Consider the following 12337-nt stretch of genomic DNA (forward strand, 5'->3'; position numbering starts at 1 on the left):
GTGGCGCGGCCACGGGGTGGCCGTCGGCGGGGGCCGAGCCGGACGGTCGGCCGACGGGATCAGCGAAGCGGGCTCATCGCACCGGACCAGATGCCGTACGGCACGTCGGCGACGGGTGCGCCGGCGATCCCCTCGAGCGGGAGCGGTTCGAGGCTCTTGGTGAGGTCGATGCGGTACAGGACCACCGCCGTCGACACGGAATCGTTCGAGCCCGCGTACCAGGCGGCCTTGTCGTCCAGCGTGGCGCCCCGCTTGCCGGCCACCTTCACCGAGAGGGGGGCCGCGCCCGGGTGGCCGATGCGGAAGGAGTCCGCGAGTGCCTCGGTGACCTGGCGGGCCACCTCGGCGCGCATCGCGCGGTGGGGTGCGGGCATGTCCAGCCGGACGCGGGAACCGTTGCGGGTGATGCGCCGGACCGAGTACGGCTCGTAGTGCGTTCCGTCGGCGGCGAAGGTGGCGTAGGCGCTGGCCATGCGGATCGCGCTGGGGGTGGCGGCGCCGAGGGACATGCCCGGCACCTGCGGTCCGATGCTGGAGGGGAGCAGGCCCGACGCCTCGGCGGTCTTGCGCACCTTGTCCAGGCCGGTGTCCATGCCGAGCTGCATGAACGGTGTGTTCACGTTCTGGGCGAGCGCCGAACGCAGGGAGATCTGGCCGTAGTTGCGGTCGCCCTCGTTGCGGGCGGCGACCTTCTTGCCGCCTCGGTCCCAGTAGGGGCCCTCGGGCGTGCTGACCGGGACGCCGTTGTCACCGTTGTACAGCGTCTCGGGGGTGACCGGTGTGGCCGCGCCCTCGCGGGTCTTGTGGACGCCGTTCTCCAGGGCGGCCGCGTAGACGAAGGGCAGGAAGGCCGAACCGGCGGGGACGGTGGTCGCGTTGGACTCGTTGTATCCCTGTTTACGGTGGTCGGGGCCGCCGTAGACGGCGAGGATCCGGCCGTCGTCGGAGATCGAGGCGGCACCGTAGTGGGCGGCCTTCGCGTTGGCCGGGTCGTCCTTCTTCGCCTGCTTGCGGGCCTTGGCCACGGCGTCGGTGAGCGCGCTCTCGCGCTTGCGGTCGAAGGTCGTGTAGATCTGGTAGCCGCCGAGGTCGAAGTCCCGGTCGGAGATGTGCCCGGCCTTCTTGGCGTACTGGGTCGCCAGCTGGACCAGGTAGTCGGTCTGCTTTCCGGTGTCGTAGCTCCCGGTCTGCTTGATCGGCTCGGGGAACTTCGTGTACTTGGCCCGCTCTGCGGCGGAGAGCTTGCCGGTCTTGACCATGCGGTCGAGGATCCAGGACCACCGTTCCTCGGCGCGCTCGTGGTTGGCCTTGCTGAGGGTCGGATCGTAGAGACCGGCGCCCTTGAGGAGCGAGGCGAGGAGGGCGCCCTCGCTGGCGTTGAGGCGGCTCACGTCCTTGCCGTAGTAGGCCTGCGAGGCGCGCTGGAGGCCGTAGGTGCCGCGTCCGAACCAGCTCGTGTTGAGATAGCCCTCGAGGATCTTGTCCTTGCTCATCTTGTTGTCGAGCTTGAGGGCGATCATGGCCTCGGTGAACTTGCGGGTCACCGAACGGTTCTGGGTCAGGTAGACGTTCTTGACGTACTGCTGGGTGATGGTGGAGCCGCCCTGGGTGTCCCCCTGGCCGACCGTCTTCACCAGGGCGCGGGCCAGACCCTTGGCGGAGATGCCGGGGTCGCTGTAGAAGCTCTCGTTCTCCGCCGCGAGGACCGCCGAGCGCACGTCCTCGGGTATGTCCTTCAGCGGCATGTCCTGGCGTCGCACCCAGCCGGTACGGGCCATCGGGCTGCCGTCCGACCAGAAGTAGACATTGTCCTGCTGGGTGGCATATGTGTTCAGGTTCTGGGGTATGTCCGTTGCCGCGTAGGCAATGACGAGCAGCGAACCGCTCAGGCCTATGGACAGCGCGAAGGCGCCGAGCCATTGCCGCCAGGAGGGCAGCCAGCGCCGCAGGCCGGTCCGGCCGGGGCGTGGATAGGCGGGCTTGAGGCGCCGGGTGTACGGCGCGAGGCGGGCGGCCAGCCGGGCCGGCGCGGAGGGCTGCGAGGGTTTGCGACGGCTGCCGCGACCGCGCTGCGGTCCGGATGCGTCAGCCACGGCACACTCCCGCGCCTCGGCGGCCCAAAGACAGGGGATTCGAGGCATCGTTGCGATGCCGGGTCCTGGTCACGACTGCGTCTCCCTCCGCACTCCGGATCTGCGCGCGCGGGTAGTTGCAGCGGCCGCTTTCGCGGCTGCGAGCCCCCCTCCCCGACCTTGCGGCTCGTCGCGGCCCTATTAAATTATCAGCGACCAATGAAATCGCTTCGATCAGCAACGAGACAAAAAAGCTCAGAGGCCAACGGAGTTCACTGGTTCACCCTGTGCGAGCGGCCGTCACTCCCTCTCCGGAAGCCTCGTCGCGCCACGCACGGCGAAGGCCGCCGAGCCCTCGGACGGCGGCCCGTTCCGGATAGCCTGTGCGCATGCCTCGCTACGAGTACCGCTGCCGGACCTGCGGCGACACCTTCGAACTGACCCGCCCCATGGCCGAATCGGCCGCTCCCGCGGCATGCCCCGCCGGGCACGACGACACCGTCAAACTGCTGTCGACGGTCTCCGTCGCCAGGGGTGGTTCGGGGTCCGCGCCGGCACCCGCACCGCGTTCGGGCGGCGGCGGAGGCGGGTGCTGCGGCGGAGGCTGCTGCGGCTGATCGCGGGGGATTTCTTACCAACTCTTCTCCAACGCCCGAATCCGCACCGGCGTGTTCACCGCGACATGGTCTCGGTCACACCAACAGGACGGCGCCGGGACAAAGTTGTACACATCCCCTGGAGCGCCCCGAACCGGGCGCGTCGCCCGCGAAACGACGTACAGACTCTCGATTCGCCCGTATCGCACGAAGTTCGCCATACCGCTCACCCGTTCATGAACCGGGCGCGGGAAGTGGGCGCTGAAACCTGGGAACTTCAGGGATCCGGCCGGGCGTGCCGGGAGCGTGCGAAGGCGGTTGCGCCAGAAGCGTGCGAAGGCGCGGGTGTGCCGGGGGCACGAAGGCGACTGTGCCGGGGGCGCGAAGGCGGGTGTGCCGCGAGCATGCCCGGCGGGGTGTGCCCCGAGCGCGCCCGGCCGGGTGTGCCGGAGGGAACGCCCCCGGCACACCCACGCCTTCGTACGGGACCGGAACCGGGTTCCGTGTGCCTGTCAGACCGTTCCGGGGACGCCACCGGCGCCGGGGCCACGGTCGGCGCAGATGCCCACGAACTCGCGCAGGATCCGCTCCCCCGCCACGACACCCCGCTCCGGCAGCGAGGTGACCGCCGGTGCCGTCCAGTCGTCCTCGGCGAGTTCACCGTGACCCGGACGCCAGCCGCGGTCGGCGGCGAGCAGCAGGTCGGCGTCGAGCAGCGAGTCCCCGGCGGCGAGGGTGAGGACGGCTCCGGTGCGGCGGGCGACCTCGCGCACGGCCGCGCTCTTGGTGAGCGGCCTGGGCACGGCGTAGATCTTGCGGCCCTGCAACGAGACCGTCCAGCCGCGCTCCTCCGCCCACACGGCCAGGTTCTTGACCCACTCCTCGGGGAGAAGCTCGCGCTCCACCACCAGATAGACGAACAGGTCCTCGGCGACCCGGTGCTTGCGTACCCATTCCGGGTCCGCGGTGGCCTCCAGGTGCTCGCGCACCTCGTCGAGCGGCGCGCACTCGGAGGCGAGCCGCTCCTTCACGACCGTGTGCCAGTCGAGGTCGGTGACGCCGTCGACGAGCAGATGCCCGCCGTTGGCGCAGATCGCGTACTCCGGGGCCGGGCCGGGCAGGTTGATGCGCTGGTACTGCTTGCGGGTGCGGGTCGTGGTCGGCACGAAGTGCGCGAGGTCACCGAGTTCCGTGAGCAGCGCGGCGGCCGTCTCCGTCATGAAGGAGAGCGGTCTGCTCTCGTGCACCTCGACGCAGAGCAGCCGGGGCGCGCGGGCGTCCGGCATGGTGAGGGCGAGCGCGGCGGAGGAGTAGATGAGCGTGCGGTCGAGGTCGCTGGCGACGAGCACCTTGGGCGTGGACATCAGAGGGTCACCGCCTTGCCGTCGGCACCGGTCGCGCCACGCGTGTACTTCGGATGGATCAACCCCACGCAGGTGTAGGGGAGTTCCTCGACCTCCTCGACGGGTACCCCGCGCTGCCCGGCGAGCAGCCGGACGTGGTCAAGGTCGGCACCCGCTCCGGCGCGCGCGAGGATCTTCCAGGGGACCCGGCGCAGCAGCACCCGGGTGGTCTCTCCGACGCCCGGCTTGACGAGGTTCACGTCGTGGATGCCGTACTCCTCGCTGATCCGCTCGACCGCGGCCCAGCCCTCCCAGGTGGGTTCGCGGTCGGCGGCGAGGAGTTCCTTCGCCCGGTCGCGGGCCGATTCGGCGACGTCGGGGAAGTGGGCGGCGACGGCGTCCAGGAACTCGACGGAGACGTCGGAGCCGGCGAGTTCGCGGTAGAACTTCGCGCCGTGGAAGTCGTGTTCGCCGACCAGGTCGGAGCGCAGGACGGTGCGTGAAATGAGCCCGGAGACGGTCGAGTTGAGGCAGGCGGAGGGGATGAGGAAGTCCTCGCGGGTGCCGTACGTGCGCACGCAGGAGCCCGGGTCGGCGAGCACCGCTATCTCCGGGTCGAAGCCGGTGACGCCTTCGGCCTCCTCGAACTCCTTGATGGCGTCGGCAAGTTCGCGGGTGATGGCGCCCTTGCCGGTCCAGCCGTCGACGAACACGACGTCGGCCGGGTCGTGGTGGGCGGCGAGCCAGCGCAGCGCGTTGGCGTCGATGCCGCGGCCGCGGACGATGGAGACGGCGTAGTGGGGCAGGTCGAGGCCGTGCTGGTGCTGGGCCCAGCGGCGCATCAGGACGCCGACGGGGGTGCCGGCGCGGGCCAGGGACACCAGGACGGGACGCGGGGACCGGTCGGCGAGCACGAGTTCGGTCACGGCGCCGACGGCCTCGGCGATCCGGGCGGCGGAGGCGTCGAGGGCGGCGCGGAACAGGTTCTGGTACTCGGCGCTCGGCTGGTACTCGACCGGCAGCGATTCGGCGTAGTGGGCGCCGCCGCTCTGGATCGCCTCCTCGCGCTCCTCGGTCGGCGCCTCCAGCGTCACGTCCGACAGGTCCTGGAGCAGCCACCCGACCTCGTCGGGGGCGTACGAGGAGAAGGCGGGGCCGCGGAGGGGCTCGGGCAGCATGGAGGGCCTTTCGGTGGACGGCCGTGCGGGGACGTACGAGGGCACGACGGCGAGCAGGACGTGCGGGGTGTGCGCCGCCAACTGTGCCAACAGGCCGTCGGGTGCGTGCAGTTCGGGGGTGTCGGCGGTGGAGTCGACGACCGCCACGACGGCGTCGAAGCCGGCGCCCGCGACGTTGTAGGCGTAGCGCTCGCCGGGGCCGTCGTCCGGGTCGTCGTGGGCCGGGAAGGCGATGCGGCTGCGGATCGCGTAGCCGGGGTCGTCGAGGGCGAGCACCGGGGAGCGGGTCGTGGTGGAGAAGCGCACCTCGGCGGGGACGGCCCGCTCCAGCTCACCGGCCAGTCGCAGCGGCGCGTACATCAGTTCCTCGAAGCCCAGGACCAGGACGCGGCTCGCGCCGTCGGGCAGGGCGTCGGCGAGCCGTGCCGCCATGGCGGGCAGGGCCGCCTCCAGGCGTATTCGGTGTCCCGGGGTGAACCCGTGCCGTCCGCCGTCGGGGAGGCCGTGCGGCCAGCCGAGGCCGACGCGGACGGCCGGGCTCGCGGGGGCGGGGGCCTCAGGTGCCGCCGGTTCGTGCCGGGCGACCAGGGCGGTGCCCTTCGCCAGGACGTCCTCGGGCAGGCGCACCGTGCCGGACGCGGCCGCGACCAGGTCGACGCGGGCGCCGATGTCCCCGGCGAACTTCTCGAAGCGGGCGTGGTCGGCCTCGGACCGCATGTCGACCAGTGCCACGACGACGTACCGCTCGCGCGGGTAGCGCCGGTGCAGGTCGCGGATCGTGTTGAGGACGGTGTTGCCGGTGGAGAACTCGTCGTCGACGAGGACCAGCGGGCCGGAGCCCGCGAGCAGGCCCGGGTCCTCGGGGAGGAGGAGGTGCGAGGTGGCGTGCGAGTGGGACTCCTCGAAGCCGCCCGCCTGCCGGACCCCGCGGACCGGGCGGCGGGTGGAGTGGAGGTAGGGGGCGACGCCGATCCCGTCCGCGACGGAGTGGCCGAGCCCGGTGGCCGTCTCGGCGTACCCGAGGACGACCGCCGCGCGGGCGTCCTCGGTGCCCAGCAGCTCGCGTACCCGGCGGCCGAGCTCGACGCCGTACCCGTGGACCACGGCCGGCGACTGCGGCACGTGCTTGCCGAGGATGTTCGAGACGAGCAGGTGGGCGCGCTTGGGGTTGCGTCGCAGCGCGAGTCCCAGCAGGCCGTTCAGCCCTTCGTCGCCGACGAGCTCGACGCCGAGCCGCTCGGCGACCCAGGTCCCGGTCCACACCGCGGCGTCCGTGGCGCCCGTGGGGTCCGGGCTGTTCGTGCCGTCCGGGCCGCTGCCGCCGTCGGGGTGGTTCGGGTCATGAGCGGGGAGGTTCATCTGTTCCTTGCTGTCGGGGGTGCGCGTCGCTCGGCCGGGCCGGCTCACGCCGGGAGTCCGGCGGTGAGCAGCTCGACGAAGCCGATGTCCTCGTGGGCGACCCCGAAGACCTCGGCGCGCAGCAGGGTGCGCTCGGCCCAGGCGCGATGCGGCTTCACCTCGTTCATTTTGTTCGTGTACGCCGACCTCAGTACACCCCCGCCGCCGCGCTCGGGCCTGAGGATGTCCTGGGCGTCACTGAATTCCTCGTGGCTGACCACGGACAGTGCGTGTACGGGCAGCACGTGCGAGGGGTGGATGCAGGTCTTGCCCATCAGGCCGTTGGCCTGGTCGAGGGCGATCTCGCGCAGCAGTCCGTCCATCGCGTGTTCGAGCAGCCTCTCGCGCAGTTCCTCCGCCTCCCCCTCCAGGAAGGGGCTGCGGCGCAGCAGCGGCTTGAACATGCGTTCCTGGACGCGGAAGTACTCCCACACGGGCCCGGTGACGGTGAAGCCGGTGCCGTCGGCCCGCCCCAGCATGTTCACCACGTCGGCGATCACGGAGGCGACCACCTGGACGTCGTAGGCGGTCATGTCGGGGGCACGGCGCAGTCCGTACGAGGAGCAGAAGTCCGTCACGCCGAGGCGCAGCGCGAGCACGCGGTCGCGGTACTTGTCGACGGCGCGGGAGATGCCCTCCAGGGTCTCCACGCGTGATTCGCGGTAGAGCAGCTCGGGCGACTCCAGGACGGGCATGGCGAACAGCCGTCTGCCGCTCTCCGCCTCGGCGTCGGCGAGGGCCTCCAGGAAGGGAGTGCCGCGGTCCTCGGTGAATTTGGGCATCACGAAGCCCGACAGCAGCCGGACGGCGGGGCCGAGGCGCCGTACGAGATCGGGGATCTGTTCGGGGTGGCGGACGCGGACGAACAGCAGGGGCGGTTCGCCGGCGTCCGGGCGGGTCGCGAGGTCGGTGAACTGGCGGACCAGGTTCTCCTCGGCGCCGACGACCTCGGAGTCGTCGATCGAGTCCTCCAGGCACAGCACCATCGAGACCACACCGCGCGTGGTCTGCTTGACGATGTCGTCGGCCAGTGTCGGCCGGGTCGCCGGGCTGTACAGCGTCGCGCCGAGGGCGGCGGCGAGCACTCTGGCCGGAGAGTCGGAGGTGAAGACGCTGGGCTCGCGGTGGAAGAGACGCTGCCGCTCCACCGGGGTGACGTGACCGAAATGACGCATGGGACTCCCCCGTGGCGGCTAGGTGGCCGAATGTGATGTGGCCGGTAATAGTACGTACTTATCCATGTCAGGGATTCCCACCGGGCGTGAAGTTCAGGTAACTGCGCCATGTCCAACACCGGCCGGTTCGCGAACGACCCCGCATTGTCGTGACCAGGACCGACAGGGCAGGATGACCGCATGACGCACGCGATGCTGAAAGGGTCGAACGTCCCGCTGGACGCCACAGCGGTGCGCGCCGTCCTGCGCTGGACGCCCGGGCAGGGTGTCCCCGATGTCGATGCCTCCGCGCTGCTCCTCGGCCCCGACGGTCGTGTGCGATCCGACGAGGACTTCGTCTTCTACAACCAGCCCCGCCATCCGTCGGGCAAGGTGTGGCGGCTCGGCAAGAAGCGCGGTGCCGAGGGCCTCACCGACACGATCCAGACGGATCTGACGGGTGTCGAGCCCGGCGTCGGACAGATTCTCCTGGTCGCATCGGCCGATGACGTCGCCTTCGACCGCGTACGTGATCTGCGCATTCTGCTGTACGACGCTGCCGTCGCGGACGGTGAACCTCTGGCGTACTTCGACATCAAGCCGGAGACCGGTGCGGAAACGGCGCTGATCTGTGGCGAGCTGTACCGCCGCGGTGAGGGATGGAAGTTCCGGGCGCTCGGCGAGGGCTACTCCAACGGTCTGGTGGGACTCGCGACCGATTTCGGGATCTCGGTGGACGAGTCGGAGGCGGCGGCCGCCTCCGCGCCGGAGCCGACCGCCTGGGCCTCGCCCGCCACGGCTCCCGAGACCTCGCAGCCGCTGCCGCCCGAGCATTCCGCCCCGGTCACCCAGCAGCCGGCCCCGGTCCCGCAGCAGCCCGCCTACGGCTATCCCGGGCCCGCCGCCGCCCCGGCCACGACCGGCCCGGCGTACGGCTACCCGCAGCCGGCCGGCCGGCAGGCGGATCCTTCCGCCTACGGCTACCCGCAGCCGCAGAGCGCGCCGGCCACGCAGCCCGCGTACGGCTTCCCGCAGGCGGTGGGCTCCGGGCCGGACCCGGACTTCCGGCTGCCCCCGCAGGGGCCGCAGTTCCTGTCCCGCTGAGTCCGGCGGACGCGAGCACGAGCGGCCGGCCGGATCCGGCCGGCCGCTAACGGCCGGCCTTCGACTTGTAGCCGCGGCCCCACTGGAGCCCCCAGCCGTAGAGGCGGTCGAGTTCGGCCTGGAAGCCGTACACGAACCTGACCTCGCGGCGTACGGTCACCTCGCCCTTGTCGCACTCGATCATGACGACGGCGCAGGAACGGGCCTGCGGATGGCGTTCCTCCAGGCCGATCTCGATGCGCGGGCCGTTGCTCGGATAGAGCGTGATGACGGCGTGCGTACGGTCGAAGGCCGGGGTCTGGTCGTAGATGTAGACGAAGACCAGCAGACGTTTGATGTCGTCGCGGTGGTCGAGGTTGACGTAGGCCGTCTCGCCCGACCCGGAACCGAAGCGGTCGTCGCCGCTGAGCTTCACGAACGGCGGGGCGTTGAGTTCCCCGAAGAAGCTGCCGAGCGGCTGGACGACGCCTTTGGTGCCGTCCGTCAGCTCGTACATGACGCCGAGGTCGAGGTCGACGTTGACCATGCTCTGGGTGTGCGCCTGGACCACTTCCGGCTTGAAGGTGCGGAAGGGATGGCGCAGCAGGCTGCCGCGCTGCGGCCCGCCGATGTCGGAGGTGCGCATCCGCCAGGACAGGTTGATGCGGAGGTTGCCGCTGGCCGCGCCCTGCTTGGTGAGTGAGACCGTGTGGTTGCGCTTGGTCAGTTCGATGGAGTTGGACGCCGCGCTGCCGGAGTCGAAGTCCGCCGAGCGGCCGCGCCACAGGTCCTGCCAGATGCCCATTCGGCCCCCCACGTCGGTCGGTATGCGGCGGGGCGGCTGTCGAGGACTCGTCCTCGACAGCCGCCCCGATCAGAGCGTTCCTCAGCCGGAGGGGTGTCACACCCCGGACGAGACCTCAGCCTTCTCGTCCGAGGTCGGGCCTTTTCCCTCGGCCTCGGCGAGCGCCTTGTTGCGGCGCACGGAGGACCAGAAGGACCAGCCGATCAGGACGACGCCGACGAGGCCGGTGATGACCTCGTTGATCTCGTACTGGATGGTCACGAGGAGGATCGCGGCGAGGGCGCCGATCGCGTAGTGCGCGCCGTGCTCCAGGTAGACGTAGTCGTCGAGGGTGCCCTGGCGGACCAGGTAGACCGTGAGCGACCGGACGTACATGGCGCCGATGCCGAGGCCGAGCGCCATGAGCACGATGTCGTTGGTGATGGCGAAGGCGCCGATGACGCCGTCGAAGGAGAAGGAGGCGTCCAGCACTTCCAGGTAGAGGAACATGAAGAACGCGGCCTGGCCGGCGAGGACGACGGCCGGCTTCTTCTTGCCGGTCCGCTCGGCCTCCTCCTCGGCCTCGTGTTCGCGCTCCTCCTCCTCTTCGAGCTTGTCCTCGAAGTAGCCGGAGAGACCGCCGACGATCATGTACGTGATCAGGCCGGCGACGCCGGAGATGAGCACCGTCTGCGCCTTGTCGACGTGTCCGCCGCCGTGCTGGTGGGCGTGGACCGCGAAGGTCATGGAAGTGATCAGCAGGACGATCAGGGCGATGCAGACCGACAGCATGTCGACCTTGCCGAGCTTGGCCAGCGGCCGCTCGATCCAGCGCAGCCACTGGATGTCCCGGTCCTCGAAGATGAAGTCGAGGAAGATCATCAGCAGGAACATGCCGCCGAAGGCCGCGATCGACGGGTGGGCGTCGGTCACCAGCTGCTGGTACTGGTCCTTGTCGTTCAGCGCGAGATCGACCGCGTCGATCGGGCCGATCTTGGCGCTCATGGCGACGATCACGACGGGGAAGATCAGCCGCATGCCGAAGACGGCGATCAGGACGCCGATGGTGAGGAAGATCTTCTGCCAGAAGGCATTCATCTTCTTCAGGATCCCGGCGTTGACGACCGCGTTGTCGAAGGACAGCGAGATCTCCAGGACGGCCAGGATCGCCACGATCCCAAAAGCGGTCCACCCGTCATAGGCGGCCGCCGCCGCCAGCCCTAGCACGGTGATCGCGAACGACCAGCCGAAGGTTTTCAGAAGCACTGGCTACCCAATCATCGTGTGGTGGGGGCACCCCCAAGCGGTGGCTCGGGAAGTGCGCAACCCCCGTGCCGTACTCGGCTTTACCTACTGTTGACCACGAAGTCTAAGGGGCCGCCTTCAGCTGATACAGGTGGGTCTAGGAAACATTGACCCCGAAGTCGAGTGCGATCCCCCGCAAGCCCGACGCGTACCCCTGACCGACGGCACGGAACTTCCACTCGGCGTTGTAGCGGTAGACCTCGCCGAAGATCATCGCCGTTTCGGTGGAGGCGTCCTCGGAGAGGTCGTAACGGGCGAGCTCCTGGCCGTCGGCCTGGTTGACGACACGGATGAAGGCGTTGTTGACCTGGCCGAAGGTCTGGCCGCGATTGTCCGCGTCATGGATGGACACCGGGAAGACGATCTTGTCGACCACGGCGGGGACCTTGGCGAGATCGATCAGGATCGACTCGTCGTCGCCCTCTCCCTCACCCGTGAGGTTGTCGCCGGTGTGCTCCACGGAGCCGTCCGGGCTCTTGAGCTGGTTGTAGAAGATGAACCACTCGTCCCCGAGCACACGGCCGCCGCTGCACAGCAGGGCGCTGGCGTCGAGGTCGAAGTCGGCTCCGGTGGTGGAGCGCGCGTCCCATCCGAGCCCGATCAACACGTGTGTGAGGTTCGGTGCGGCCTTCGAGAGGGAGACATTGCCCCCCTTGGCGAGCGTGACGCCCATGATGCTGGTCCTCCCCGAGGTTCGATCTTCACTTGGTACGGCCGGTCCGGTGCCGCACCGAAGCGGTGCGGCACCGGACCGGGATGCCCGAGGGCCTGCGGGACTCAGACGTTGACGCCGAAGTCCTGCGCGATGCCGCGCAGGCCCGAGGCGTAGCCCTGGCCGATGGCCCGGAACTTCCACTCGGCGCCGTTGCGGTAGAGCTCGCCGAAGACCATCGCGGTCTCCGTCGAGGCGTCCTCCGAGAGGTCGTAGCGCGCGATCTCCGCCTCGCCGGCCTGGTTCACCACGCGGATGTACGCGTTGCGGACCTGCCCGAAGGACTGCTGGCGGTTCTCGGCCTCGTAGATGGAGACCGGGAACACGATCTTCGTGATGTCGGCGGGAACGGTGGCGAGATTGACCTTGATCTGCTCGTCGTCACCCTCGCCCTCACCGGTGATGTTGTCGCCGGTGTGCTCCACCGAACCGTCCGGGCTCTTCAGGTTGTTGAAGAACACGAAGTTCTGGTCGGAGCTGACCTTGCCGTCCGCGTTCGTGAGGATGGCGCTGGCATCGAGGTCGAAGTCCACGCCGGTGGTGGTACGGGCGTCCCATCCCAGACCGACGATGACCGCGGTCAGTCCCGGGGCCTCCTTCGACAGCGATACGTTGCCGCCCTTGCTGAGGCTGACTCCCACGAATCCTCCCAATGGTGTTCAGGGGCGGGGAGCCCCGTAGGTGCGTTGGTATCGGATCAACGGTTCGATCC

General features: G+C 69.8%; 10 protein-coding genes. 2 read left to right on the top strand and 8 right to left on the bottom strand.

What is annotated here, in order from left to right:
- Positions 1-59: 59 nt before the first annotated feature.
- Complete coding sequence (locus OG410_RS14060; RefSeq protein ID WP_443063750.1) at positions 60-2141, bottom strand: transglycosylase domain-containing protein; 2082 nt, start codon at positions 2139-2141, stop codon at positions 60-62.
- Between the two features lie 320 nt (positions 2142-2461).
- Between OG410_RS14060 and OG410_RS14065 the strand changes: the two genes are divergently transcribed.
- The gene (locus OG410_RS14065; protein WP_329299449.1) at positions 2462-2689 is read left to right on the top strand and encodes an FmdB family zinc ribbon protein; all 228 of its coding nucleotides are present in this window, start codon (positions 2462-2464) and stop codon (positions 2687-2689) included.
- A gap of 491 nt (positions 2690-3180) precedes the next feature.
- Here the strand turns inward: OG410_RS14065 and OG410_RS14070 are convergent, their stop codons facing one another.
- Genes OG410_RS14070 through OG410_RS14080 form a run of 3 tightly spaced genes read right to left on the bottom strand, consistent with a single transcriptional unit; the run spans position 3181 to position 7762 of the window.
- The gene (locus tag OG410_RS14070) at positions 3181-4032 is read right to left on the bottom strand and encodes an HAD family hydrolase (RefSeq protein WP_329299450.1); all 852 of its coding nucleotides are present in this window, start codon (positions 4030-4032) and stop codon (positions 3181-3183) included.
- Positions 4032-6548: a phosphoribosyltransferase gene (locus OG410_RS14075; protein ID WP_329299452.1), complete on the bottom strand. Its 2517-nt coding sequence runs from the start codon at positions 6546-6548 to the stop codon at positions 4032-4034. The genes OG410_RS14070 and OG410_RS14075 overlap by 1 nt, the downstream gene beginning before the upstream one ends.
- 44 nt (positions 6549-6592) lie before the next feature.
- Positions 6593-7762 carry an HpcH/HpaI aldolase/citrate lyase family protein gene (locus OG410_RS14080; RefSeq protein WP_329299453.1) on the bottom strand — a complete coding sequence of 390 codons (1170 nt, stop codon included), beginning with the start codon at positions 7760-7762 and terminating at the stop codon, positions 6593-6595.
- Between the two features lie 180 nt (positions 7763-7942).
- On the opposite strand from OG410_RS14080, the gene OG410_RS14085 reads away from it, so the two are divergent.
- Positions 7943-8845, top strand: a complete 903-nt coding sequence (locus OG410_RS14085; protein WP_329299454.1) for a TerD family protein — start codon at positions 7943-7945, stop codon at positions 8843-8845.
- 46 nt (positions 8846-8891) lie between these two features.
- On the opposite strand, the gene OG410_RS14090 is transcribed toward OG410_RS14085, so the two are convergent.
- The 4 genes from OG410_RS14090 to OG410_RS14105 all read right to left on the bottom strand — a co-directional run bounded on the left by OG410_RS14090 (position 8892) and on the right by OG410_RS14105 (position 12266).
- Entirely contained in the window at positions 8892-9629 is a 738-nt protein-coding gene (locus OG410_RS14090; protein WP_329299455.1) for a TerD family protein, read from the bottom strand.
- Between the two features lie 96 nt (positions 9630-9725).
- Positions 9726-10874, bottom strand: a complete 1149-nt coding sequence (locus OG410_RS14095; RefSeq protein ID WP_329299456.1) for a DUF475 domain-containing protein — start codon at positions 10872-10874, stop codon at positions 9726-9728.
- Between the two features lie 136 nt (positions 10875-11010).
- Positions 11011-11586, bottom strand: a complete 576-nt coding sequence (locus tag OG410_RS14100) for a TerD family protein (protein WP_329299457.1) — start codon at positions 11584-11586, stop codon at positions 11011-11013.
- Between the two features lie 104 nt (positions 11587-11690).
- Positions 11691-12266, bottom strand: a complete 576-nt coding sequence (locus OG410_RS14105; RefSeq protein WP_261702495.1) for a TerD family protein — start codon at positions 12264-12266, stop codon at positions 11691-11693.
- Positions 12267-12337: the final 71 nt, after the last annotated feature.

Source organism: Streptomyces sp. NBC_00659, from assembly GCF_036226925.1.
GTDB lineage: Bacteria > Actinomycetota > Actinomycetes > Streptomycetales > Streptomycetaceae > Streptomyces.